This window comes from Vallitaleaceae bacterium 9-2 (genome assembly GCA_038396585.1).
Taxonomy (GTDB): domain Bacteria; phylum Bacillota; class Clostridia; order Lachnospirales; family Vallitaleaceae; genus UBA1351.
This window is the reverse complement of the sequence record CP121691.1, coordinates 17,459-42,848: the sequence shown is the minus strand read 5'-3', so window position 1 is coordinate 42,848 and position 25,390 is coordinate 17,459. Positions and strand designations below refer to the sequence as shown.

The following is a 25,390-nucleotide window of genomic DNA, read 5'->3' as shown; positions in this document are numbered from 1 at the left end:
TTGTAATTATCATCCAAATATTATAAAATACAGGTATTGTTCCTCATTATTTTGTGTATAACCACCAATTTTTTAGTTAACATGGACTTAAATATGACTCAGGATGGTGAAAGTATGAAACTCATCAAGCAAAAAGCAAATTTGATATGGATTCGTTCATTTATTATTGTCATTATTCTAATACTCATTGTCATTTCTATTTTGACAACTTGGACTATTCACCGTTTCAAAGAAGAAATCATTGGCTTAAATTATAACCTCATGTTAAAAGTACAGCAAAACATTGAAACAAATCTTATGGAAATTGAAAAAATCACTTCCATGCTTGAACTAGATTCTACCAATCTCGCTATTAAAAAATCCACAGCCTACGAGACATTAAACCAAGAGGAACTTTTTCAATTTCACCATCAAATCAATAATTATAAGATTTCAAACCGCTTTATCTCTAACATCTATATCTATTATCCAAAAATTGATCTAATTGTCAGTGATAAAGGTATTTATCCCTCGAAATCCTATTACCTTCTATACAATAATTTAAACCGTGAAGGATATAACACATGGTTATCCAACGTAGCCTCTACTAGTGATAAAGGATATTATATCCGTCAAAAAAATGGAGATGCTCTCTTATACATGCATTCCCAATTACCTTATAACATTGCATCCAAAAAAGATGCCATATTAACCATTGAAATTAATCAAGATGAGCTCTTAACTGCTTTGTATGTGGACAGTGATATACGTGTTGATTCACATACCACACTTTTTGATTCATCCAATACTAATGTCTCCTTTTTTGGTAATACAACCGCACTTGAGTTATTACGTAATGTGCCTGAAAGTTTTTTACATAATGATGGTATCTATGAGTATCACCGCAACTTCATTATTACACAAACTTCAAGGTATTCAAACATTCATTATTTAACCTGGTTAAATAGTGCAGAAATACTAGCTATAACCCATAATATTCGTTTTATTTCATATGTATCCATTATCATTTGTCTACTTATCGGCGCCTATATCTCAATACGATTAACTCAACATAACAACATTCCGTTATATGGAATCTTGGAAAAACTCTCTCAAACCAATCCAAATTGCGGTAAAGACGCCATTAATGAATATGACCTTATCAATTTTGAAATTGATACAATGACTGTACAAAACCTTAAAAATAGGGAACGTCTTAATCATCAGCAAACCTTAATTGAAAGCCTCTTTTTAAGCAGCATTCTAGACCGTAGTCTTTTGGAAAAATCTATGATTACCAATAAAGCCAAACATTATGATGTTGTCTTTGAATATGATTTTTTCCAAGTGCTACTCATCCGCCCCATCTTTGATGAAACCATGGATCTTCAACCGTTTCAGACCCACTTATTTAGTGGCTTGGAATATTTGCAACACACCTATGGCGATATGTATATTATCGGAACATTATATAATAAAGATTTGGTCTACTTAATCAATAGCCCGCAAAAGAACTCCGCTCATACGATAGAAGAGATGGCAACTAATGTTCTTCCTTTGTTCTCTGAACTTGGAGAGTGCATTGCCTGTCTTGGGCAAGCCTATCACGGTATGGAGTCGATTGGAAATAGTTATGCCGAATCCTTGGAGGTTGCACCACAGCATGTTGGGTTCTCCCAAAATCTCTACATTTATGACCCATCGACTTGTCCTCAAGCAAGTCCCTCAAAAAAAATCACTTTGAGCACACCAGAAAAAGCCAAACGCTATATTGATGCCCACTATACGGATCCACTTCTTGGTTTGTATTTAATCGCAGATAAACTCAAGGTCAGCAATACCCATCTATCCTCTTGCTTTAAAGAGACTTTCGGGATTGGTATAATTCAATATATCAATCAGCGTCGCATTGATTACGCCAAAGAACTCATTTTGACAAGCGATCTTCTTGTCAAAGATATTGCTCAGCACGTTGGATTTTCAAGTGACATCAGCTTTATTCGCGTGTTTAAGCAATATGAAAAAACCACCCCCGGAAAGTTTAAGGATAAAAATACCCACTAACAATTTTTCCGATAAGGCGATTTTCCTATGCATTTCATATAAATTATTGTTTATTTACACAGAATAATTGTTTATTTTTATATGCTGTTATTGTTGCTCAAGCTTTATATAGCAAGGCTTTAGGCAACTTATACAAATCAAGAATTATGTTTATTTACATGAACACGTATTATGAATAGTATAGATACTGAGTAACAGCATTTTAATCAATCTATCTATGAAAGGATGTTATTATGAAAAAGTATCTAAGTATTATTATGGTAGGTGTTCTTTTATTACTCACCTTGACAAACTGCGCACCTAAAGAAGTCCCTTCTGATGACACATCAAAGGAAACCACCTCTCAATCAGCATCATCCTCAACCGCTTCCCAAGATAAAGAAAAGACGGAACTGGTCTTATGGATGCCCCCATTTGGCACAGAAGATGCCCTCGATAAAAGCTTTTGGGAAGATAACCTAAGTGATTTTGCCACACAAAATAATGTGGAGCTAACTGTAGAAATCGTTCCTTGGGGAAATTACGAAGAAAAATACTTAACCGGAATCACCTCCGGTTCCGGTCCAGATGTAGGTTATATGTATATTGAAATGATTAGTGACTTTATTAATATGGGAGCTATCGAACCTCTTGATAGCTATATTACCCAAGAGGACCGTGAGAATTACTTATATCTTGATAAGGGATTTATCCAAGGCCAACAATATACACTCCCAATTATTGTAGGAAATGCCCGAATCTTAGTAGGCAATATGGACTTACTTAATGATGCCGGTATTACCGAGGTTCCAACGACATGGGACGAACTGATTGCAACCGGAAAAATACTCCGTGAAAAAACACCGGATATCATCCCATTTGCCCAACCTTGGGGCGAGCCTGCCATTGGCGCCTTAAATTCCCTATACTATCCTTATCTATGGCAAGCCGGTGGTGAAATTTTCACAGACGACGCAAGTAAACTTGCTCTCGATTCCCCCGAAGCTTTAGAAGCCACCCAATTTTTATATGACTTACGCTTTAAACATGATATTATCTCTGAAAATGCTATGTCCTATACAAATAACGATGTCATTGCATTACTCAACGATGAAAAAGTAGCCCTAACAGTGATTGATTGTACCAACGCCGCAAAACTTGGTGATCAAGGGATTAATTGGGACTTTGTTCCCTTCTTAACCAACAAATCCGGCGGAACCTTCGTCGCTGCTGACGCACTCATTATGACCAGTAATTCAGACAACAAGGAATTAGCAGCAAAATTGATGAAAACCATGACAAGTGGTGATATTATGACAAAATTCCATCACGAATTAGCCATGTTCCCTCCTGTAGCAAAGGATGAAGAATATAATGATCATGCAGAATTTAAAGATATGTATGCCAATAATGCCGCCGATTTACGCACTCTACCTGCTGTTGCTGGTTCCTTTAAGGCCTATGACTCTCTTTATAAAAATCTACAATTAATGATGATGGGTGAGCTTTCACCGGAAGAGGCCCTAAGCTATAGTGTTGAATACTCTGAAAATGTACTTAGCAACTAAATTCAACTACTGATATCCATTTAAAGTCATATGAAGCCCTTTCATATGGCTTTAAACATCATGATTGATAAGAGAGGACCTAACAGATATGAAAAATCAACAAAAGCAAGCCCTATATGGATATCTATATATTGCTCCAAGCCTTATACTGATTTCCATCTTTTCACTTATACCTATTCTGATGACCCTATACTTTAGTTTCACAGACTACAATATTATCCAGGCACCCACATTCACCGGATTAAAAAATTATATTCGAATGCTTGGTGACCCCTTTGTCGTCTCATCAATGAAGAACACCTTTATCTTCACCCTTTTTGTGGTACCGACACAAACCATCCTTTCCATGGTAATTGCCTCGGTACTTGCACAAAAATTCCAAAATAAACTTGGTGGGTTTATCAAGAGTTCTCTTTTTATTCCGGTGATTTCTTCAACCATTCTTGTCGGAACCCTTTGGAGCTTTCTTCTGGCTACAGATACAGGCATTATCAATACTTTTCTTGCATTGATTGGTCTAGATAAGGTCAACTGGCTGGGTACCAAGTTCACCTCCCTGTTGAGTGTATGCCTCGTCTCTATTTGGAAAAATGTCGGCTATTTTCTAGTCATCTTTTATGCGGGCATCATGGAAATTCCTAAGATGCTTTATGAATCCGGACAAGTGGACGGTGCCAATAAATACCAACAATTTTGGTATATCACCATGCCCATGTTAAAACCTATTACCTTCCTTGTTGTAACCCTAGGAACCATTTGGTCGTTTCAAATCTTTGACCTCGTATATGTCATGACCGGTGGTGGACCCGGTCGTTCGACAATTACTTTGGTTATGACCATCTATAATACAGCCTTCAAAGAATTTAGTATGGGCTATGCCAGTACAATTTCTCTGCTGCTGCTTGTTTTTATTGTCATCATATCCAGCATTCAAAAACTTTTGTTTAAAGATAATTATTAAAGGAGATCAACGATTTTGAATAAAAACACACGAAAAATAAGCCTAAACTATATGATTCTGGTGACGCTTCTGATGTTGATTGCCCTTTTTGCAATAACACCATTTGCCTATATGCTAATCACATCCCTGCGTCAAACCAGTTCCCTTGATTTGGACATCCAATTTAACGCCTTGGATTTTACCAACTATTCTCGGGTCGTTAAAAATTTTAATCTGTTGACCAATTTTAAAAACAGCCTCATCGTCACTGTTTGTTCTTGTTTGCTCAATGCCATCATCGCATCCATGGCTGCCTATGGTTTTGCAAAAAAAGACTTTCCGGGTAATAAGTTTCTGTTCAATATTTACCTGATTACGCTGATGATTCCGGGACAAGTCACACTGATTCCAGTATTTACTATTATGCGAAAGTTAAATATGCTCAATACCTATCCTGCATTAATCATTCCGATTCTCAATGCTTTTGGGGTGTTTTTAATCAAGCAATTTATGGAATCCTTACCGGATGAGCTTCTCGAAGCCGCTAGAATTGATGGATGCTCTGAATTTAGAATTTTTTATCTAATTGTCATCCCCATTATCAAGCCTGTTCTCGTGTCATTGACCGTCTTTACCTTTATTACCTCTTGGAATGATTTTATATGGCCCTTAGTCATTGCAACCGATAGCAAGATGCATACCTTAACGCTTGCCATATCAACCCTAAAAGGAAGCTACTCAACCAACTACGGCCTAGTTATGGCCGGTTCCACTATTGCATTTTTACCCCCGTTTATATTGTATATTTTTTTACAAAAACAATTTATTGAAGGTATTGCAATGAGTGGAATCAAAGGATAATCACATAAAAAGGAGATTTTGACTATGAAAGATTTTGAATTTTTGCTCGTTAGTTCCTTAGAAAAAGTTTTTCCTCACCAAAGACCCCAACCTCTCCATGCCTCTCCATCACTAACATGCTTAAAAAACGATCCACTATCCGTTCAACTAGCTTATACCTTTCATAAAAGTTTAACCGGCGTACCAAGGGATAAGATTCATGTATCTGTTACATGTGAGACTATACCAGATATTCTTATACGCACCGTCGACTATGTGCCCTCACTTTTGCCCGCCTATGAAGCCTACGATGACAACTACCTGACTACGCGTCCTGGTGTCTTTCCTGATTTACTAACTCCGATAGCGCCTGATACAAAGCTTATGGTTATCCCTGGCCAATGGCGTTGTCTATGGATTGATATTATACCCAATCAAAAGACTCTTCCCATGGCTCACCGTATCAAGATTCATATCACCGATGAGGCAAATCAGACCTTATGGACTAAAGAGTTATGCCTTGATGTCATTGATGCCTTGTTGCCTGAACAACAACTCATTCATACCGAATGGTTTCACGCTGATTGTCTCGCTGATTATTATGGAGTGGAAGTCTTTAGTCCGACCCATTGGGAGATTATTGACCACTTCATCGCAACGGCATCACGCCATGGAATGAATATGCTTTTGACCCCTATCTTCACACCACCACTCGATACAGCCATCGGCGGTGAACGAACGACCGTCCAGCTCATTGATGTTTATCTTGAAAATGATAGTTATCGTTTTGATTTTAATAAGCTTCTTCAATGGATACACTTATGCCAAAAAAATGGCATCAAATACCTTGAGATTGCCCATCTTTTTACACAATGGGGGGCAAAATACACACCAAAAATCATGGCCTATAAGGATGATCAATACGTTCAGATTTTTGGCTGGGACGTCCCTGCAACCAGCCCATCCTATCAAAACTTTATGGACAGCTTTCTTCCACAGCTCTTAGCGACACTGAAAAAAGAAGGTTTTACACAAGAAAACACTTATTTTCACATATCCGATGAACCAACGTCTGAACATTTAGACTCCTATCAAGCCGCCAAAGCCGTGGTAGCACATCACCTCGAAGGCTACCCGATAATTGATGCCCTAAGTAGTTATGACTTTTACCAAAAAGGTCTTATACCTAAGCCGATTCCTGCCAATGATCATATTCAGCCCTTTTTAGACCATGCTGTTGCTAATTTATGGGTCTACTATTGCTGCGCACAAAATATCAATGTCTGCAACCGTTTTATGTCCATGCCTTCCGCAAGGAATCGTATTCTTGGCGTTTTACTTTATGTCTTTGATATTGAAGGTTTTTTACACTGGGGGTATAACTTCTATAGCACACAATACTCCGTAAAAAAAATCAACCCCTATTGTGTTACGGATGCAGGAGAAGCTTTTCCTTCAGGTGATCCTTTTCTGGTCTATCCCGGCAAAGACTATAAGCCTCAAGAATCCATTCGCCTCATGGTTTTGTCCGAAGCGATGCGTGATCTTCGTGCCTTACGCCTTTTAGAATCCCTCACTAGCCGCACCTATGTTCTTGAACTTGTTCATAAAGACCTTGATATGCCAATAACATTTAATCAATATCCAAAAAGTCCAACCTACATCGAAAAATTGAGAAATGCTATTAATCGAACCATCGAAAAAAAACTTTCATAAAATCCGCACACCCTAAAAAACCAGTACCCTATAAGAAGATACTTTTGTCTTCTTAGCGGCACTGGTTTTATCTTTCAGCTTATACAATATTTCCTTAAACTAACTAAATAGATTCATGACCTTATTTGTCCATCTTAGGGCTTTAAGATATCCATCGGATAGCAACTCACAATCCATGTTGATCTTCGTTGCCAAGTCCGCCACTTCAACCCATTTTCCTTTTTCATAGGCCATGATTAGTTGACATATGATGGCAAACTTTCCCTCTTTATACACCAATGCATCATAAATATTTTCCGGCAATAACATACCTTCAAGTGCGGATGCCATAGACTGCTCTAAAAGGACATCCAACATGCTAAACAGACACATCATGGCTATTTGATCACTATATGCATTAAGGCTACTGTGTTGCGCAATATACTCACTAAACTTAGCTCTGATTAATGACAGACGCGTAAGTTCTGCCGGCTTTTCTTGGGAAAACTCTTGTAGCATTAAGACATTGATCCATCGTTCTAATTCCTTAAATCCCATGACCAGCAAAATTTTCTTGATGGAATTATACATGTCATTTTCTTTTTTATGACTCATCACTTTTAGCAAGCGATACGCTAAATTTAAGTCGGATACAATAATCGCTGTTATTCTGTCAAACGATGGCTCTTCTTGTTGAAGCTCATGAATAATTTGAGAATACTGAACTTTAGACGATTGCTTGATATTAGAATTTCCTATGATTTTTGGCTTACTAAAAAAAAAGCCTTGGAATAGGTGAAATCCCATTTCTTTAGCCTTTTGAAATTCTTCATTTGTTTCGATTTTCTCTGCTAAGATGATTTTGTGTTGGGATAACGCTTCCTTTACATCGTGTTGAATGGTTTCTAGAGGGGTAATCATAATATCATATTTGATGATATCAGCAATGGGAACGATCGGATAATCAAGATAACTTTTATCAAAATCATCTAATGCGATTTTATAACCTAATTTTTTCAGATCGTGAAGGCGCCTGATAAACGCCTCATCAACCTCTACGGTCTCAAGAACCTCTATAACAAGTGTCTCCGGGTCAATTAATTCCATACCCTCTGACATGATAAAATCATAATCGAAATTGACAAAGGCTTTGGAGGTTCCGACAATTTGTTCTATTCCATTTTCAAACAAGCCTCCCACAACAGATGCTGTCGCCGAAATCGATGAAGACTGGTTAAACTGTTGACTATTCACATCTGCCCTAAACAAGAGCTCATAACCATATATCTTCAAGTCTTTATTAAAAATTGGTTGCCTAGCTATAAACATAAACATACTCCTTGCAATAATAACATATCTATATTGAGAGAAGTATACCACTTATATCAATTGATTGCTAGGGAACAATTGTTGCTTAGCATCGCTTAATATACAAACACACTATTGCGTGAATTGAAAAATCGATGAAATCCAAGTATAATATATCATAGAATAAACATAAAGGTAGGTATCGTATCGATGAAAAAAGTCGGAGTCATTTTTACAGGCGGAACTATATCCATGAAAGTTGATGAACGCCTCTCTGCAGCTATTCCAGCTATGAGTAGCGAAGAAATCATGTCCATGGTTACGAACATTGATCAAATCGCTGAAATTGAAGTTATCCAGTTTGCCCGTATTCCCGGTCCACATATGACGCCGGATTTGATGTTAGCGCTTTCACAGTGTATTCAAACTGCATTATTAAGGGATGATATCTGCGGCATAATTGTCACCCACGGAACAGATACACTCGAAGAAACTGCATATTTTTTGGACCTAAACATTCAAAGTCACAAACCGATTGTCGTCGTTGGTTCTATGCGCAATGCTTCTGAACTTGGTTATGACGGTCCAAGTAATCTATCGGCAGCCATCTGTACAGCTGTAGCACCCGATTCACAAAACAAAGGTGTCCTTGTTGTCCTTAATAATGAAGTCAACGCTGCTTCTGAGGTAACCAAAACCCATACTATGAGCCTTGACACTTTTAAGTCTCCAACCTTTGGTCCTTTGGGTATTGTTGATAATAATAAAGTTATCTATTATCGAAAAAAAACACCTACACAACATATTCTTAGCGATACCATCGTAAATGATGTAGCGCTTATAAAAACGTGTGCAGGTATGGATGATGGTTATATTCATTACTGTCTCTCAAAAGGCGTGAAAGGGATTGTTCTTGAAGCCATGGGTCGTGGTAATATTCCCCCGTCGATGCTTGGTGGTCTAACGTCTGCCTTACAGCAAAAAATTCCTGTGCTCATTGTTTCAAGATGTCCCATGGGACGTGTTCTAGATTCCTATGGCTACGAAGGTGGCGGTAAAATGCTTCGCAATCTTGGTGCGATTTTTGCCGGAGACCTCAATGGACAAAAAGCCCGAATCAAACTGATGCTCATCCTTAGTCAAACCTCAGATTTAGAACGTATTCGCAAACTCTTTGAAGATGAATTTTATGGTTAAATTGTAACCACCGATTCAACCTGCTGAGTGATATCGACAATCTCTTCCATCCCGCTAACTCTACCAACTTTTATAGTATCAGATAATCCATAAAAATCAATACAGGTACCACAGGCAATAAGATCAACGCCTGCATCTTGTAGACCATTAAGCGCATCTAAATACATGGAGCCTTCTGCTAGAAGTTTGACTGCCGAATTATAAAAGATGATGGCATGAGGTTTTTCTTTTCGGATCCACACTTTTTTTAGAAAAGCGCCCATCAGCTTATGACCTAATTCGTCATCTCCATGTCCCATAAATTCATTGTTCAAGATATACACTGTTCTCATCTTTTTTTCATCCTTTCGTATTGTTTTTCTATTTATTTTCTGTAGAATTTTATTATTTTTTGTATTAATCATTGGTAAAATGGGCATATACCTCTCTCTTATTCATATGCCGTGAAGCTGCAATTTGCTTTATGGCCTCTTTTTTAGATAACCCTTGGTCTAATAATGCTTCCATCTGTTCTTCAAGAGAAATCGATGCATATTCCTCTTGCTCTATGTGCTCACGCTCTTGTTCTGACATGCCTGCAACCACCAACACGTATTCGCCTTTTGGATCTGTCTGGGTATAATAATCCATGGCTTCTCCCAAGGTCATCTTTTTAACCTCTTCATACATTTTGGTCAATTCCCGAACAAGACTTATGGAACGCTTAGCTCCAAACGCATTCGCAAAATCTTTTAATGTTGCCTTCAAGCGATGGGGCGCCTCATAAAAAACCAGCGTTCGCGTATCTGTCGCTAGTAAGTCCAATCGAATTTTTCGCTCCTTTTTTTTTGTCGGTAAAAAACCTTCAAAAATCATCCGATTGGTATTTTGCCCAGATAGCACCACTGCATTTGCAAAAGCGACTGGTCCTGGAACAATGGTATAGGGAATCTGGTGTTCTTGACATAATGTAACCAAATAACTACCTGGGTCAGAGATTCCGGGAGTACCTGCATCTGTAACTAATCCTACCGCTTTACCTTCGCTTAAATCCTGAATAATAGATTCTGCTTTTGTATATTGATTATGTTCATGATAAGAAATCAACTTTTTTGAAATATTAAAGTGGTTTAATAATTTTATAGAATGGCGCGTATCTTCCGCCAGAATATAATCAACCGCCTCTAATGTTTTTACTGCACGAAAACTCATATCATCTAAATTTCCAATAGGCGTTGCAATCAAATAAAGCTTTCCTTGAACTATTTCATTCATTGGTAGGCAACTCCTTTCCATAGATTTTATATATCTCCGAACTATATTGATTTTTATCTGAATAAATAATTAATGGTGGATGAACTTTTAACAATGGATTGCCTCCACGTATGGCTTCAATTAAAACCATCGTTGCTTCTTTGTGTGCATAGGAATGCACCATGCGAATCTGTTTTGGCTCTAGTCGATATTTTTTTAGTGTTGCAAAAATTTCCATTAACCGTTGAGGACGATGCACCATATAAAACCGTCCACCTACACGAAGCAGTTTTGATGCATTATAGATCACATCTTCAAGAGAGCAAAGTACCTCATGACGTGCAATCGCTTTTGCCGAGGATGGATTCATCAATCCTTTACCGGAGTTCATATATGGTGGATTTGATGTTATAACATCAAACGTAGATAAAGGAAACAGCTGAGCCGCTTCCTTTATATCACCATGTAGAATTGTTACTTTATCGGCTTGTCCGTTCATCTGAACACTTCGTCTTGCCATGTCGACAAATTCTTCTTGAATTTCTAATCCCATATAGGTCTTTCCCTTGGTTTTAGCTTCAAGAAGAATCGGGATAATCCCAGTTCCTGTTCCCATATCAAGTACAGTTTCTGCTTCTTTTACTTTTGCAAAATCACTCAGCAAAACTGCATCCATTCCAAAACAAAAGCCTTCTTTATTTTGTATGATACGATAATTTTGAATATGTAAATCATCCACACGTTCCGTTTTATTTCGTTCCATAAACTTGCTCCAGCATTAATCTTCTAATTTTTTATCACTTTCATGTGCTTCAAGCTTTTCTAACTTTTTCAACTCTAGATACTCTTCTTTTGGTAAACGGGCATTTTTATTTCCACGCTTTTTCTTAATCTTGAGCTCATCGAGTTTAAACTCAACAATATCGACATTATTATCTGTACGAATAACCGTTTTTACAAGTTGTCGAATAATGTTAACATGCTTTACTTCAGCTTCAACGCCACCTGGTGTAATAACAATATCACCAATGTTTGGCAGTTTTTTATTCAGTTCCACATACGTCTCTTCTTCATATTTTAGGCAACACATCAATCGTCCACAGACTCCAGATATTTTTGTCGGATTAAGCGATAAATTTTGTTCTTTTGCCATTTTAATAGACACTGGATGAAAATCAGATAAGTGGCTAAAGCAACATAACGGGCGTCCACAAATACCAATACTGCCCATCATTTTTGTCTCGTCACGCACACCAATTTGTCTTAATTCAATACGTGTCTTAAATACCGAAGCCAAATCTTTAACCAATTCTCTAAAATCCACACGCCCATCTGCTGTAAAATAGAAAAGTAGCTTATTCTTATCAAAGGTATACTCGCAATCAATAAGCTTCATCTCCAACTTATGCTTTTTGATTTTTTCAAGGCATATCTTTGCTGCTTCTTTTTCTTCTTGTTTATTGATGGATTCTTGAGCATCATCTTCTTCTGTCGCTATTCGCATTACTTTTTTTAACGGATGTACCACTTCTTCATCAGGGACTTCCATAATTCCTTTAACCACTTTACCGTATTCAACCCCTCGGGCTGTCTCAACGATAACGTGTTCATTTTCTTGTATGTTTAATTCATCAGGGTCAAAATAATATATCTTACCCGCTTTTCGAAAGCGAACACCTATGACTTTTATCATGTCATTTCCTCCAAAATCTATTGCATTATTGTTCCATATTGGTTAGCATCACCGTTACTGCTAATGAATAGTTCACATTGAGCCGGAGTTGATTAATCAGTGTGTAACTATTATATACAAGCCGAATCAATCGGCTAGCATTCACCCTTTGACTCAGCCGGATAATTTCTTGTTCAATATCTTTATGGATAATATTATCGATATCTTGGGTCCCATGATAGTACAAAATATCTCTGCTCAAACTAATCAATATATCAATATTTTCTAAAATATCCGCTTTGATCTCTTCAAAGAGTTGCACAACCTCTATTATATCATAATCTTTCCCATTTATAAATATTTCTAAACACTTGAGCATATTTTGTCGTTGGGTTGTAAAGTTTTCTGATTCTTTTAAGATTAATGCCTTTCCAAGATTTCCTCTTGAAAAAGACCCATATACTCTAGCTTGAGTATAGTTCATCCCATATTGTGTCGATAAATATTCTTCAATTTGCTTGGTACTAATTGGTTTTAAAGACATCTTCACTGAACGGGATAGAATGGTTTGCAAAAATTTATGGCTATTGGAAGATACCAAGAAAAACAACCCATATTCTGGCGGTTCTTCGATAGTTTTTAATATACTATTTTGAGCTTGAACCGTCATAAGTTCTGCCTGCTCAATAATATAAATCTTATACTTACTTTGATATGGGCGTACTTTAATATCTTTGACAACTTGCTCGCGTATATCTGTAACACCATATCCTGTTTTTTTTGTTGGGCGTACATAAGCGATATCCGGATGATTCCCCGATTCAATTTGCAGACAAGATGAGCAGACATTACATGGTCTACTTTCTTGTGGATTTTCACATTGAAGCAACTTGGAGAATGCCTTAACCAGTGTTTTCTTGCCCATGCCATCTTCACCTTCTACAATATAAGCATGAGACACTTTCCCAGTTAAAAAAGCATTCTCCATATGTTTTATTATATTCTCATGTCCAACAATTTCATCAAATGAATACATTTATTCTACCTCTATATGACCATGTCGAGTAGCAATCCTCTAATTTCATCGACTTTTCCTAAGATGTTCAAATGATTTTTTTCATCTTTAATAAGTTCTTGTGCCAATTCATCTAGGTTCTTATCTACAAGTTTTACGATACCATAGACACGGTGTCGTCCTCTGCGGTCCAAAAAATTCTCTCGCGAAAATTGATGTGAGTGTGTAACCACTTCATTGATAAACTCTTTAATGGTTTCGCGATATTTGCGCATATCACGCACATCCATATGCTTGGAAATCTTATTTCCTTGTTCGGTAATCGATTCAATCATACTATTGAGCTTTGATTGCAATTGTGCTTCATCCACTTTACTCAAAAGCGTAAATTTAAAATCACTTTTTGGCGCATCATTATTTTTTGATGCACTCTCAATATTTTGTACATTTTGAACCGAGTTTACTTTCACATCCATAAGATTTCCTCCAAATAAAAACTGACTAAACTTTTAAGTATTGATCCACATCCAGCACAAAAATCGTTGCCCCACCGACGGTAATTTCAACAGGATATGCCAACATATTATCCGGCACATTCGACACTGGCGGGTTAACAAGGGACATTTTTTTACTGGTTTTGCATATCTCTTTGATAAGTTCAACGACTTTATCAACTTTATCTTTTTCAACCCCAACAAAAAGGGTTGTATTTCCTGTCTTTAAGAGACCACCTGTGCTTGCCAATTTTGTTGCCATAAATCCCTCTTTTGTTAATGCTTCCATTAAACGATGGGAATCTTCATCATGAATCACTGCCATTACCATTTTCATACTATTCACTCCTCGTCATTATATTTATCGGTTATTATTCCTTTTTCTTTAAGTCCCAAAAGTATACATTGGTGAACTTCTTCAATCGACTGACTTGCATCAATATCAATCATACGCTCTTGATTAGCTTTTGCCAATTGTTTATATCCATCACGTACTTTTTGGTGAAACTGCTCTTTTTCCCCTTCGAGACGGTCTAACTCTTGCTGATTCTTCTTGCGCTCCATCCCTTGTCGGTGCTCTAAGTCTAAGAAAAATGTAATATCTGGCTGTAACCCTTTGGTTGCATATTGATTAATCGTCGCAACCATTTCTTGACCTAATTCGCGTGCCATTCCTTGATAGACAATAGATGAGTCCACAAAACGATCACATATAACAATGTCCCCTTGTTCTACTGCCGGTAAAATATATTCTGCAACATGTTGGGCTCTAGCCGCAGCATAGAGTAATGCTTCTGTCACATAATCCATCTCTTGATAATTTACATTGAGTATAATCTCTCGTATTGCTTCACTAATTCTTGTTCCTCCAGGTTCACGCGTGATACGCACGTGCTTTCCTTTTGTTTCAAAATACTCTTTTAATCGATTGATCTGTGTTGTCTTTCCCGAGCCATCCATGCCCTCAATTGTAATAAATATGCCTTTCATATATACCTCGCAACGTGTTATTTTAGAACCTGTATTTCTCCTTTTATTATACCATAAATCTCCTTGTCATGCTTCTCTAAACCTATAAGATAATCAATAATCTCTTGAGTTATTGCTTCTCCAGGAAGTATCAAGGGAATCCCTGGTGGATATGGTATAATCATATTTCGAGAAGTATATCCTTGTGCATCCTTTAGTGCAATCCACATCCATTCACGGCTTTGTTTAGCTTGATGCATGAGCATCATTTGCTGGGGTAATTGAGTTCCTATCGCCTGATTTTTAATGATATCATCCTGCATTGTCTTATGGTCACTTCCGCCAAGACATGCTTTTATCCCGTCTACAAGCTCAAGAATATCTTCTAATGTATCTGCCAATGAAGTGATTGCAACAATATGTTTTTCACCTGCCATCTCTACCTGAATCTGATGCTTGTTACGAAGTACCTCGCTTAACCAATATCCACTAACTCCATTTTGCTGTATAACAAAAGTAAGCCGTGTAGGATCATCGCTCATCCAATATCCTCCTTGGATTGGATGTGTTTTTAATAATAATTGTAATGCATCAATCCATTGATCATACGCATAACGATGGTTATCCATATAGTCTATTCCTTGTTCAATGGAACTCATTAAAAGATATGATGGTGATGACGACTGATAAATCGCTAGATATTCTTTAAGAATTTCTCTTTCTTCATCTGAGAGTTTCTGTGTATGTAGTATCGCCGTTTGTGTAAGGCAAGGTAACGTTTTATGTGTGCTTTGAATAACATAGTCCGCCCCCTGTTCAATCGCTGATTTAGGTAATTTGTCGCTAAAGGTAAAATGCGCGCCATGAGCTTCATCCACAACTAATGTTGCGCCATACGCATGCACGATATCACTAATGGCTTGAATATCTGAAGTCATACCTTCATAGGTTGGTGATGTAATAACAACTGTATGGATATCTGGATGTTCCAAAAGCATTTTTTCAATGGATTTTGGGCTAACTTCTCCATAAAACCCTTCATCTGCATAATATGAAGGGTAAATATAGTGCGCTTTTATTTGATGAAGATATATACTATTGTACACCGATTTATGACAATTTCTAGACACCAAAACAGAACCTTGTTGACGAGCGCGAGTTGCCATCGTCGCCAAGATTCCTGCTGTACTTCCATTGATTAATAAATACGTTTGATCGGATCGATATATGGTAGCGATCCGATCTTGTAACTCTTTGATAATCCCAGTAGGGTGATGCAAATCATCTGTCCCTGGAACTTCAGTAACATCCAAGGCATAGACATCCTCTAATGTCTGAAGCTTTCCATTTTTATGTCCAGGCATATGAAAAGACTTTATTTCATGGGTATATTTTTTTAATTCCTCGTACATGATGGACCTCTTTATGAAGGTTGACCTGTTTTGATGTGAATTTTTTTCTGAACTTTTATGGCTACCTCATCAAATATTCTCATCATCTCTTCAGACAAACGATTCTTTTGTGTAACTGCTCCATTAATTGGTAACTCCGCTAAAAGTTCAACTTCTTGATCTTCTAAGAATGCTTCAATATCATCGCTTTCAAATACTCGAATTTTATCATCGCAATGCGGGCATGTCATATAGCTCATATTTTCTATAACGCCAAGTACCTCTACATTTAATCGCTTGGTCATTGCAATTGCCTTTGAGACAATCATAGATACCATATCTTGAGGTACACTTACCATGACAATACCATCGAGTGGGAAGCTTTGCATGATTGTCAATGCAATGTCTCCTGTCCCAGGTGGCATATCAATGATAAGATAATCGAGTTCTCCCCAGATAACATCTTGATAAAATTGTTTGATTGTATTGGTGATAATTGGACCTCTCCATATGACAGGCTTCTTTTCTTCATCCAACAAAAAATTCAACGACATCGCTTTAAGATTTGTCTCAATCTCAACAGCTTCTAAACCATGAGGATACATTAACGCCTTTTTATCTTCTGCATTAAAAATTCTTGGAATACTTGGACCAGTAATATCTGCATCCAAAACTCCCACTTTATATCCTTGTCGATGTAACGATAGTGCAAGGTTAGCAGCAACTGTCGACTTACCAACACCGCCTTTTCCACTAAGTACACCGATAATATGTTTAAACTGATTATTGGAGTTTGTTCCTATTACTTGACATTCCGACTTGTTTTCTACATTACAACTTTCTTTTGATGAACATGAATCACAATTTGAAGCCATATGAACCTCCTTATATTTTATGTGGCATATGCCAACTATAATAATCCTATTAATATAATCTGTCAAGTCTATTATACTAGATATGTCAAGTTCTATTCATAGATACACAGCAAAAGAGACCAGTGGGCGCTGGTCTCTTTTTGAAGAATTCCCATAGGATTAGGAATATAACTAAAGGTATAAACACTATATATAAACTAGTTACCTAGCTCATACCAAATTAAAAAATCAAATACTTATCGAACATGTACGCCTTTGATTTCAAAGTCAGCATAACTTTCAACGCCATGCTCTTCTATATCAAGTCCAATATGTTCTTCTTGTGAACTTACACGTAAACCTATGATTAAATCCACTGCTTTAAACAGTATAAAGGATGTTGTAAGAACCCAAGCCGCCACAGCAGCGACACCAACCAATTGAATACCAAGTGCCGAAAAACTTCCGGTTGTAAGTAATCCATTATCTACAGAAAAGACACCTACTAAAATCGTTCCGACAGCACCAGATATACCATGGACGCCTACAGCTCCTACTGGATCATCTACTTTTAATACCTTATCAACAAATTCAATTCCAAAGACAATGACCACACCTGCAATCATCCCAATAAGGGCTGCTGCTCCCGGCGTTACCACATCACATCCAGCCGTTATTGCTACAAGACCTGCTAGTGCACCATTTAATGTCATCGAAACATCTGGCTTTTTATAACGTAACCAGGTGATAATCATTGCAACAATTGCTGCGGCTGCAGCTGACAAGTTTGTCGTGACAAAGATTCGACTAATCGCAAGGGCATCGGCTTCTGATCCTGCTGCTAATTGAGATCCCGGGTTAAAACCGAACCATCCGAACCAAAGAATAAAAACACCTAAGGCTCCAAGAGTAATACTGTGTCCAGGAATCGCATGAGATTTTCCATCTTGACTGTATTTACCTAGACGCGGTCCTAATATCGATGCACCAACAAGGGCTGCCCAACCACCTACCGAATGTACTGCGGTAGATCCAGCAAAATCATGAAATCCAATCTCTGATAACCATCCTCCACCCCAAATCCAATGCCCGGATACAGGATATATAATTAACGAAATAAAGAAACTATATACTAAATACGAAATAAACTTTGTCCGTTCTGCCATTGCTCCAGAAACAATAGTTGCTGCTGTTGCGGCAAAAACTGTTTGAAATATAAGCGCCGTATAATCACCATTAAAGAAAAAATCTGGTTTTCCAAAAATTCCACTTACACTTTCGCCATACATTAAACTATATCCCACCGTCCAAAAAATAATAGATCCAACTGAAAAATCCATAAGATTTTTCATAATAATATTACCTGCATTTTTTGAACGGGTAAATCCTGTCTCTACCATGGCAAATCCAGCTTGCATAAAAAACACCAGTGCTGCTGCGATTAGTACCCACATCGTATCTATTGCAAATTTTAATTCTTCCATATACTTTCACTCCTTTAATCTTTTTGTTTTAATCTCTGGATCCATGTTTATAATCTATAATGCTTTAACCCCTTCTTCTCCTGTACGGACCTTTATTACATTTTCAACCGGATAGATAAAAATTTTCCCATCACCAATTTCTCCTGTACGTAAAACTTTTTTTGCAACTTCAACAACTTTTTCTACAGGTACTTCACAAACAACGGTTTCAACACGAATCTTTGGGAGTAAATCAATACTATATGGATTCCCTCTATAATACTCCGTCTTTCCTTTTTGTAAACCACAACCTAATACATGGGAAAATGTCATTCCCGTTATTCCAATTTCATTTAAAGCTTCTTTTAACACCTCTGCTTTATCTGGTCGGGTAATTATGTCCACCTTTGTTATCTTATCCATATACGAACCTCCTTAAGTTTGAAAACAAAAAAAGCCCATATAATCTCACACCTATGGGTGTAAAATCATATAGACTCCGTTGTCTAAAAAATTTAATACATCTTTGCATTAAAACGCTTTAATTTATGTTCCTTATTATACATACTCTATATTCTCTTGTCAATAACTTTTTGATTTTTTTATTTATTATCCTGCATTTTAATATATATTTTTCGCTTTTAGTGTTCACAAACCTTTTAAATTCAAGGTTTGTAGATAACCCAAAATAAAAATATGAATTATATTTATATGATTCATTCAAATAATTTTAATAGATAATATAAAAAAACACACAATCTATAACAACTGTGTGTTTAATGAGGCACCCGGGACTCGAACCCGGGACACCTAGATTAAAAGTCTAGTGCTCTAGCCGACTGAGCTAGTGCCCCATAATGCCCAGAGGCGGAATCGAACCACCGACACGAGGATTTTCAGTCCTCTGCTCTACCGACTGAGCTATCTGGGCATATATTTAATATGCTACTTAGTTGCGGAGAGAGGATTTGAACCTCTGACCTTCGGGTTATGAGCCCGACGAGCTTCCAGACTGCTCCACTCCGCGATATAGAATTTTAATGGAGGGAGAAGGATTCGAACCTTCGAAGTCGTAGACAACAGATTTACAGTCTGCCCCCTTTGGCCACTCGGGAACCCCTCCATACGATGATTATAACAATCATCAAAGCCGACGATCGGACTCGAACCGATAACCTGCTGATTACAAGTCAGCTGCTCTGCCAATTGAGCCACGTCGGCATATTTGATTTTACTGAAGTATACACTTCAAATGGGCGCAACAGGGCTCGAACCTGTGACCCCCTGCTTGTAAGGCAGGTGCTCTCCCAGCTGAGCTATGCGCCCTGGGATAAAATTAAACTTACAATCATTATGTTATCACTCTTATGAAGTCTCGCAAGTAAGTTTACTTACGACCCAGAAGGGACTCGAACCCTCGACCTCCGGCGTGACAGGCCGGCGCTCTAACCAACTGAGCCACTGGGCCATACATTTACATTTTATTCTACATTCTAAAGTCAAACTTCACTTCATACACAACTCTATTAAAACTCTTAAGCTCGCTTTGGTTCAAGCCCTCGATCTATTAGTACTAGTCAGCTGAACATGTTACCATGCTTACACACCTAGCCTATCAACCTGGTCGTCTTCCAGGGATCTTACTCCATTAAGGATGAGATATCTTATCTTGAGGGGGGCTTCACGCTTAGATGCCTTCAGCGTTTATCCCTTCCCGACTTGGCTACTCTGCTATGCCTTTGGTAAGACAACAGATACACCAGCGGTCAGTCCATCCCGGTCCTCTCGTACTAAGGACAGCTCCTCTCAAATATCTTGCGCCCACGACGGATAGGGACCGAACTGTCTCACGACGTTCTGAACCCAGCTCGCGTACCGCTTTAATGGGCGAACAGCCCAACCCTTGGGACCGAATACAGCCCCAGGATGCGATGAGCCGACATCGAGGTGCCAAACCACTCCGTCGATGTGAACTCTTGGGAGTGATAAGCCTGTTATCCCCAGGGTAGCTTTTATCCGTTGAGCGATGGCAATCCCACTTTCATACCACCGGATCACTAAGTCCTAGTTTCCTACCTGCTCCACCCGTCGGTGTCACAGTCAAGCCTTCTTATGCCTTTGCACTCTGCGAATGATTTCCAACCATTCTGAGAAGACCTTTGAGCGCCTCCGATACACTTTCGGAGGCGACCGCCCCAGTCAAACTCCCCACCTGACAGTGTCCCCACACCCGTTTAGGGTGCTAGGTTAGAAATCCAATATTACAAGAGAGGTATCCCAACAGTGGCTCCACGAAGACTGGCGTCCTCGCTTCAAAGCCTCCCTCCTATCCTGTACATGTAACATCGAATCCCAATATCAAGCTAGAGTAAAGCTCCATGGGGTCTTTCCGTCCTGTCGCGGGTAACCGGCATCTTCACCGGTACTACAACTTCACCGGGCGCGTTGTCGAGACAGTGCCCAAATCGTTACGCCTTTCGTGCGGGTCGGAACTTACCCGACAAGGAATTTCGCTACCTTAGGACCGTTATAGTTACGGCCGCCGTTTACTGGGGCTTAAGTTCTAGACTTCGCTTACGCTAATCCTTCCCCTTAACCTTCCAGCACCGGGCAGGCGTCAGCCCCTATACTTCACCTTTCGGTTTTGCAGAGACCTGTGTTTTTGCTAAACAGTCGCTTGGGCCTATTCTCTGCGGCCATCCGAAGATGGCACCCCTTCTCCCGAAGTTACGGGGTCATTTTGCCGAGTTCCTTAACAACGCTTCTCCCGTCGGCCTTAGGATTCTCTCCTCATCTACCTGTGTCGGTTTGCGGTACGGGCACATATAAAACAATAGCGGCTTTTCTTGGCAGTATGGATTCACAAGCTTCTCTACTTTAATTCGATCCGCGTCACACTTCAACCTTAAGTTGGACGGATTTGCCTATCCAACGGCCTTTGTGCTTGCACCAGTTTTTCCTTTCCTGGCTCTTGTTATCCTCCTGCGTCCCCACAGTTCTGTTTATATGCGGTACTAGAATTTCAACTAGTTGTCCATCGGCTACGGCTTTCGCCCTCACCTTAGGTCCCGACTTACCCAGAGAAGATCAGCTTTACTCTGGAAACCTTAGATATTCGGCCGAGAAGATTCTCACTTCTCTCTCGCTACTCATTCCGGCATTCTCTCTTCTTAGCTCTCCACTGCTCCTTACGGTACAGCTTCTCCAATCTAAGAATGCTCCTCTACCACTGATACTTACGTACCAATCCACAGCTTCGGTGGCGTGTTTTAGCCCCGGACATTTTCGGCGCAAGACCTCTCGACTAGTGAGCTATTACGCACTCTTTGAATGCATGGCTGCTTCTAAGCCAACATCCTAGTTGTCTTCGAAATCTCACATCCTTTTCCACTTAACACGCACTTTGGGACCTTAGCTGGTGGTCTGGGCTCTTTCCCTTTTGACTATCGAACTTATCTCCGATAGTCTGACTCCTGATCATCATCTATATGGCATTCGGAGTTTGATATGCTTCGGTAAGCTGTGAAGCCCCCTAGGCAATTCAGTGCTCTACCTCCATTAGACTAAATCAAGGCTAGCCCTAAAGCTATTTCGAGGAGAACCAGCTATCTCCGGGTTCGATTGGAATTTCTCCGCTATCCACACGTCATCTCCACCTTTTTCAACAGATGTGAGTTCGGTCCTCCATTACCTTTTACGGTAACTTCAACCTGCACATGGATAGGTCACCCGGTTTCGGGTCTACGACTACTGACTTGACGCCCTATTAAGACTTGGTTTCCCTTCGGCTCCACATCTTTAATGCTTAACCTTGCCTGCAATCGTAACTCGCCGGACCGTTCTACAAAAAGTACGCCGTCGCACTTTAACGTGCTTCGACTGCTTGTAAACATAGGGTTTCAGGTTCTCTTTCACTCCCCTCCCGGGGTTCTTTTCACCTTTCCTTCACAGTACTATGCGCTATCGGTCACTAGGTAGTATTTAGGCTTACGGGGTGGTCCCCGCTCATTCACGCAAGGTTTCTCGTGTCTCGCGCTACTCTGGATCCTGCTGGCTAACTCAAACTTTCGTCTACGGGGTTCTCACCCTCTTTGACATGCTCTTCCAAAACATTTCGACTAATCTTTGTTAATACCGTCTGCAGTCCGAACCCCTATGAACTAGGTTCACAGGTTTGGCCTCTTTCCCTTTCGCTCGCCGCTACTTAGGAAATCGATGTTTCTTTCTCTTCCTCCGGGTACTTAGATGTTTCAGTTCCCCGGGTTCCCCCTACTAAGCTATGTATTCACTCAGTAGTAACTGGGATCTTCCCAGCCAGGTTTCCCCATTCGGTAATCTCTGGATCAATGGCTATTTGCGCCTCCCCAAAGCTTTTCGCAGCTTATCACGACCTTCTTCGGCTCCTAGTGCCAAGGCATCCACCCTATGCTCTTATTAGCTTGAACGTAGCTTGCTTAAGAGTTTAATACAATTGTGTATGCTCTTTGGTTCTTTTCTATTCTTAATTTCGGTTTACGTATAAACCTTCGTTATTAAATAAATAGGTTTGTTTATTTTGACTTTTCGATATGTAGTTTTCAATGTTCATTCACTACTTTCATACGACAGTTCCCTGTCGAATGGAGATAAGGAGATTCGAACTCCTGACCCCCTGCTTGCAAGGCAGGTGCTCTCCCAACTGAGCTATACCCCCATAAATAGGCAGCCACCTACTCTCCCAGGTCGTTACCAACCAAGTACCATCGGCCGTCCAAGGCTTAACCATCGTGTTCGGTATGGGAACGGGTGTTTCCCGAGGACGCATCGCCACCTAAGAGTTTTTCTATGAAAAACTCAGAACTTTCAGTTCTTCATGAACTTCTAGTTTATTCTTTCCGGCAGATGTATGCTTGCATACATTGAGAGGAAAGCTTCCAAGTTTTCTCTTAGATGTTATTAAATTGTAAGTTACTTTTAATAACTCAATAGTGAAGTAAATCTCGCTCTACCGTGTTTGCGAGTTGCCTTTCGGCTTGTTGTATGTTTTTTGACGTCGTTACCACGACGGCAGTCTCTGCTGCTCATCTTAAACCCTCAGGTCTAAGTTCTTCCTTAGAAAGGAGGTGATCCAGCCGCACCTTCCGATACGGCTACCTTGTTACGACTTCACCCTAGTCATTGATTTCGCCTTAGACAGCTCCCTCCTTACGGTTGGGTCACTGGCGTTGGGCGCTTCCAACTTCCATGGTGTGACGGGCGGTGTGTACAAGGCCCGGGAACGTATTCACCGCAGCATTCTGATCTGCGATTACTAGCGATTCCAACTTCATGTAGTCGAGTTGCAGACTACAATCCGAACTGGGACGGACTTTATGAGGTTTGCTTAAGGTCACCCTGTCGCTTCTCTTTGTATCCGCCATTGTAGCACGTGTGTAGCCCAAATCATAAGGGGCATGATGATTTGACGTCATCCCCACCTTCCTCCGAGTTATCCCCGGCAGTCTCTCTAGAGTTCCCATCCGAAATGCTGGCTACTAAAGATAAGGGTTGCGCTCGTTGCGGGACTTAACCCAACATCTCACGACACGAGCTGACGACAACCATGCACCACCTGTCACTTCTGTCCCGAAGGAAAGTCTCGATTAAAAGACGGTCAGAAGGATGTCAAGATTTGGTAAGGTTCTTCGCGTTGCTTCGAATTAAACCACATGCTCCACCGCTTGTGCGGGCCCCCGTCAATTCCTTTGAGTTTCAGTCTTGCGACCGTACTCCCCAGGTGGAATGCTTATTGCGTTAACTGCGGCACCGAGATTCGACTCCCGACACCTAGCATTCATCGTTTACGGCGTGGACTACCAGGGTATCTAATCCTGTTCGCTCCCCACGCTTTCGTACCTCAGCGTCAGTTACAGTCCAGAAAGCCGCCTTCGCCACTGGTGTTCTTCCTAATATCTACGCATTTCACCGCTACACTAGGAATTCCACTTTCCTCTCCTGTACTCTAGCCCACCAGTTTCAAATGCAATCCCGGAGTTGAGCTCCGGGCTTTCACATCTGACTTAATGGGCCGCCTACGTACCCTTTACACCCAGTAATTCCGGATAACGCTTGCCCCCTACGTATTACCGCGGCTGCTGGCACGTAGTTAGCCGGGGCTTCTTAGTCAGGTACCGTCATTTTCTTCCCTGCTGATAGAAGTTTACAATCCGAAAACCGTCTTCCTTCACGCGGCGTTGCTGCATCAGGCTTTCGCCCATTGTGCAATATCCCCCACTGCTGCCTCCCGTAGGAGTTTGGGCCGTGTCTCAGTCCCAATGTGGCCGATCACCCTCTCAGGTCGGCTACAGATCGTCGCCTTGGTGAGCTTTTATCTCACCAACTAGCTAATCTGACGCGGGTCCATCCTATGGCACCGGAGTTTTTCACACTGTATCATGCGATACTGTGCGCTTATGCGGTATTAGCTAAGATTTCTCTTAGTTATCCCCCTCCATAGGGCAGGTTACCCACGCGTTACTCACCCGTCCGCCGCTCTCCAGCTCATCCGTCATCCGAAGATTCCGTCAAAGCCTTCTCGCTCGACTTGCATGTGTTAGGCACGCCGCCAGCGTTCATCCTGAGCCAGGATCAAACTCTCAAATTAAAAGTTTTTTATCCTCGCTTAAACACTAGCTGTTCGCTATTACTGTTACTTGATCTCTCAAGAATTGTTTGGTATAACTTGGTTTACTTCACTATTCAATTATCAAA

At 39.9% G+C, this 25,390-nt stretch carries 19 protein-coding genes, 8 tRNA genes and 3 rRNA genes; 6 read left to right on the top strand and 24 right to left on the bottom strand.

Annotated features, from left to right (window positions below; genetic code table 11):
* The first annotated feature begins 114 nt into the window (after nt 1–114).
* The 5 genes from QBE53_00225 (at nt 115) to QBE53_00205 (ending at nt 7,086) form a co-directional block, all read left to right on the top strand.
* Nucleotides 115–2,043 carry an AraC family transcriptional regulator gene (locus tag QBE53_00225; protein ID WZL81567.1) on the top strand — a complete coding sequence of 643 codons (1,929 nt, stop codon included), beginning with the start codon at nt 115–117 and terminating at the stop codon, nt 2,041–2,043.
* Nucleotides 2,044–2,276: 233 nt separating this feature from the next.
* A complete protein-coding gene (locus tag QBE53_00220) occupies nt 2,277–3,590 on the top strand; it encodes a sugar ABC transporter substrate-binding protein (GenBank protein ID WZL81566.1) in 1,314 nt (437 codons plus the stop codon).
* A gap of 88 nt (nt 3,591–3,678) precedes the next feature.
* Complete coding sequence (locus tag QBE53_00215; protein ID WZL81565.1) at nt 3,679–4,551, top strand: sugar ABC transporter permease; 873 nt, start codon at nt 3,679–3,681, stop codon at nt 4,549–4,551.
* 15 nt (nt 4,552–4,566) lie between these two features.
* The gene (locus tag QBE53_00210) at nt 4,567–5,391 is read left to right on the top strand and encodes a carbohydrate ABC transporter permease (GenBank protein ID WZL81564.1); all 825 of its coding nucleotides are present in this window, start codon (nt 4,567–4,569) and stop codon (nt 5,389–5,391) included.
* 24 nt (nt 5,392–5,415) lie between these two features.
* Nucleotides 5,416–7,086: a DUF4091 domain-containing protein gene (locus QBE53_00205; protein ID WZL81563.1), complete on the top strand. Its 1,671-nt coding sequence runs from the start codon at nt 5,416–5,418 to the stop codon at nt 7,084–7,086.
* 99 nt (nt 7,087–7,185) lie between these two features.
* Here QBE53_00205 and QBE53_00200 read toward each other — a convergent pair whose 3' ends face one another.
* A complete protein-coding gene (locus QBE53_00200; GenBank protein ID WZL81562.1) occupies nt 7,186–8,394 on the bottom strand; it encodes an EAL domain-containing protein in 1,209 nt (402 codons plus the stop codon).
* A gap of 189 nt (nt 8,395–8,583) precedes the next feature.
* Between QBE53_00200 and QBE53_00195 the strand changes: the two genes are divergently transcribed.
* On the top strand, nt 8,584–9,570 hold the full coding sequence (locus QBE53_00195; GenBank protein WZL81561.1) for an asparaginase: 987 nt from the start codon (nt 8,584–8,586) through the stop codon (nt 9,568–9,570).
* Here the strand turns inward: QBE53_00195 and yedF are convergent.
* The 23 genes from yedF to QBE53_00080 form a co-directional block, all read right to left on the bottom strand.
* Complete coding sequence (gene yedF / locus QBE53_00190; GenBank protein ID WZL83246.1) at nt 9,567–9,974, bottom strand: sulfurtransferase-like selenium metabolism protein YedF; 408 nt, start codon at nt 9,972–9,974, stop codon at nt 9,567–9,569. The genes QBE53_00195 and yedF overlap by 4 nt on opposite strands.
* Nucleotides 9,967–10,824, bottom strand: coding sequence for a 16S rRNA (cytidine(1402)-2'-O)-methyltransferase (rsmI, locus tag QBE53_00185; protein WZL81560.1), 858 nt, complete (start codon nt 10,822–10,824; stop codon nt 9,967–9,969). The genes yedF and rsmI overlap by 8 nt, the downstream gene beginning before the upstream one ends.
* Nucleotides 10,817–11,566, bottom strand: coding sequence for a tRNA1(Val) (adenine(37)-N6)-methyltransferase (locus QBE53_00180; protein WZL81559.1), 750 nt, complete (start codon nt 11,564–11,566; stop codon nt 10,817–10,819). The genes rsmI and QBE53_00180 overlap by 8 nt, the downstream gene beginning before the upstream one ends.
* A 15-nt stretch (nt 11,567–11,581) precedes the next feature.
* Nucleotides 11,582–12,496 (bottom strand): stage 0 sporulation family protein, encoded by a 915-nt coding sequence (locus tag QBE53_00175; protein WZL81558.1) that lies wholly within the window; start codon nt 12,494–12,496, stop codon nt 11,582–11,584.
* A 25-nt stretch (nt 12,497–12,521) separates the two neighbouring features.
* Nucleotides 12,522–13,511, bottom strand: a complete 990-nt coding sequence (locus QBE53_00170) for a DNA polymerase III subunit delta' C-terminal domain-containing protein (protein ID WZL81557.1) — start codon at nt 13,509–13,511, stop codon at nt 12,522–12,524.
* 11 nt (nt 13,512–13,522) lie between these two features.
* The gene (locus tag QBE53_00165) at nt 13,523–13,966 is read right to left on the bottom strand and encodes a YaaR family protein (GenBank protein ID WZL81556.1); all 444 of its coding nucleotides are present in this window, start codon (nt 13,964–13,966) and stop codon (nt 13,523–13,525) included.
* Between the two features lie 25 nt (nt 13,967–13,991).
* A complete protein-coding gene (locus QBE53_00160; protein ID WZL81555.1) occupies nt 13,992–14,321 on the bottom strand; it encodes a cyclic-di-AMP receptor in 330 nt (109 codons plus the stop codon).
* 5 nt (nt 14,322–14,326) lie between these two features.
* The gene (gene tmk / locus QBE53_00155; GenBank protein ID WZL81554.1) at nt 14,327–14,974 is read right to left on the bottom strand and encodes a dTMP kinase; all 648 of its coding nucleotides are present in this window, start codon (nt 14,972–14,974) and stop codon (nt 14,327–14,329) included.
* Nucleotides 14,975–14,991: 17 nt separating this feature from the next.
* Nucleotides 14,992–16,365 carry an aminotransferase class I/II-fold pyridoxal phosphate-dependent enzyme gene (locus QBE53_00150; protein WZL81553.1) on the bottom strand — a complete coding sequence of 458 codons (1,374 nt, stop codon included), beginning with the start codon at nt 16,363–16,365 and terminating at the stop codon, nt 14,992–14,994.
* Between the two features lie 11 nt (nt 16,366–16,376).
* Entirely contained in the window at nt 16,377–17,219 is an 843-nt protein-coding gene (locus tag QBE53_00145; GenBank protein WZL81552.1) for an Mrp/NBP35 family ATP-binding protein, read from the bottom strand.
* Nucleotides 17,220–17,455: 236 nt separating this feature from the next.
* Nucleotides 17,456–18,682, bottom strand: a complete 1,227-nt coding sequence (locus tag QBE53_00140; GenBank protein ID WZL81551.1) for an ammonium transporter — start codon at nt 18,680–18,682, stop codon at nt 17,456–17,458.
* A gap of 54 nt (nt 18,683–18,736) precedes the next feature.
* A complete protein-coding gene (locus QBE53_00135) occupies nt 18,737–19,084 on the bottom strand; it encodes a P-II family nitrogen regulator (GenBank protein ID WZL81550.1) in 348 nt (115 codons plus the stop codon).
* A gap of 357 nt (nt 19,085–19,441) precedes the next feature.
* A tRNA-Lys gene (locus QBE53_00130) sits at nt 19,442–19,515 on the bottom strand.
* A gap of 4 nt (nt 19,516–19,519) precedes the next feature.
* Nucleotides 19,520–19,592: transfer RNA gene (locus tag QBE53_00125), tRNA-Phe, on the bottom strand.
* A 22-nt stretch (nt 19,593–19,614) separates the two neighbouring features.
* Nucleotides 19,615–19,688 (bottom strand) — tRNA-Met (locus QBE53_00120).
* 14 nt (nt 19,689–19,702) lie between these two features.
* Nucleotides 19,703–19,784: transfer RNA gene (locus tag QBE53_00115), tRNA-Tyr, on the bottom strand.
* A gap of 25 nt (nt 19,785–19,809) precedes the next feature.
* Nucleotides 19,810–19,882 (bottom strand) — tRNA-Thr (locus QBE53_00110).
* A 32-nt stretch (nt 19,883–19,914) separates the two neighbouring features.
* Nucleotides 19,915–19,987: transfer RNA gene (locus tag QBE53_00105), tRNA-Val, on the bottom strand.
* A gap of 68 nt (nt 19,988–20,055) precedes the next feature.
* A tRNA-Asp gene (locus QBE53_00100) sits at nt 20,056–20,129 on the bottom strand.
* A 79-nt stretch (nt 20,130–20,208) separates the two neighbouring features.
* Nucleotides 20,209–23,106, bottom strand: a 23S ribosomal RNA gene (locus QBE53_00095).
* Nucleotides 23,107–23,281: 175 nt separating this feature from the next.
* Nucleotides 23,282–23,354 (bottom strand) — tRNA-Ala (locus QBE53_00090).
* 3 nt (nt 23,355–23,357) lie between these two features.
* Nucleotides 23,358–23,475, bottom strand: a 5S ribosomal RNA gene (rrf, locus tag QBE53_00085).
* Between the two features lie 281 nt (nt 23,476–23,756).
* Nucleotides 23,757–25,283: ribosomal RNA gene (locus QBE53_00080) — 16S ribosomal RNA — on the bottom strand.
* Together the 16S, 23S and 5S rRNA genes with 8 tRNA genes alongside form the textbook arrangement of a ribosomal RNA operon.
* Nucleotides 25,284–25,390 lie beyond the last annotated feature (107 nt).

Excerpts from the sequence above, each read along its gene's own strand:
- QBE53_00135 (WZL81550.1), bottom strand. The coding sequence starts at position 19,084 with ATGGATAAGATAACAAAGGTGGACATAATTACCCGACCAGATAAAGCA.
- QBE53_00200 (WZL81562.1), bottom strand. The coding sequence starts at position 8,394 with ATGTTTATAGCTAGGCAACCAATTTTTAATAAAGACTTGAAGATATAT.
- QBE53_00145 (WZL81552.1), bottom strand. The coding sequence starts at position 17,219 with ATGGCTTCAAATTGTGATTCATGTTCATCAAAAGAAAGTTGTAATGTA.
- QBE53_00205 (WZL81563.1), top strand. The coding sequence starts at position 5,416 with ATGAAAGATTTTGAATTTTTGCTCGTTAGTTCCTTAGAAAAAGTTTTT.
- QBE53_00170 (WZL81557.1), bottom strand. The coding sequence starts at position 13,511 with ATGTATTCATTTGATGAAATTGTTGGACATGAGAATATAATAAAACAT.
- yedF (WZL83246.1), bottom strand. The coding sequence starts at position 9,974 with ATGATTAATACAAAAAATAATAAAATTCTACAGAAAATAAATAGAAAA.
- QBE53_00160 (WZL81555.1), bottom strand. The coding sequence starts at position 14,321 with ATGAAAATGGTAATGGCAGTGATTCATGATGAAGATTCCCATCGTTTA.
- QBE53_00225 (WZL81567.1), top strand. The coding sequence starts at position 115 with ATGAAACTCATCAAGCAAAAAGCAAATTTGATATGGATTCGTTCATTT.
- QBE53_00175 (WZL81558.1), bottom strand. The coding sequence starts at position 12,496 with ATGATAAAAGTCATAGGTGTTCGCTTTCGAAAAGCGGGTAAGATATAT.
- QBE53_00215 (WZL81565.1), top strand. The coding sequence starts at position 3,679 with ATGAAAAATCAACAAAAGCAAGCCCTATATGGATATCTATATATTGCT.
- QBE53_00165 (WZL81556.1), bottom strand. The coding sequence starts at position 13,966 with ATGGATGTGAAAGTAAACTCGGTTCAAAATGTACAAAATATTGAGAGT.
- rsmI (WZL81560.1), bottom strand. The coding sequence starts at position 10,824 with ATGAATGAAATAGTTCAAGGAAAGCTTTATTTGATTGCAACGCCTATT.
- QBE53_00220 (WZL81566.1), top strand. The coding sequence starts at position 2,277 with ATGAAAAAGTATCTAAGTATTATTATGGTAGGTGTTCTTTTATTACTC.
- QBE53_00195 (WZL81561.1), top strand. The coding sequence starts at position 8,584 with ATGAAAAAAGTCGGAGTCATTTTTACAGGCGGAACTATATCCATGAAA.
- QBE53_00180 (WZL81559.1), bottom strand. The coding sequence starts at position 11,566 with ATGGAACGAAATAAAACGGAACGTGTGGATGATTTACATATTCAAAAT.
- QBE53_00150 (WZL81553.1), bottom strand. The coding sequence starts at position 16,365 with ATGTACGAGGAATTAAAAAAATATACCCATGAAATAAAGTCTTTTCAT.
- tmk (WZL81554.1), bottom strand. The coding sequence starts at position 14,974 with ATGAAAGGCATATTTATTACAATTGAGGGCATGGATGGCTCGGGAAAG.
- QBE53_00140 (WZL81551.1), bottom strand. The coding sequence starts at position 18,682 with ATGGAAGAATTAAAATTTGCAATAGATACGATGTGGGTACTAATCGCA.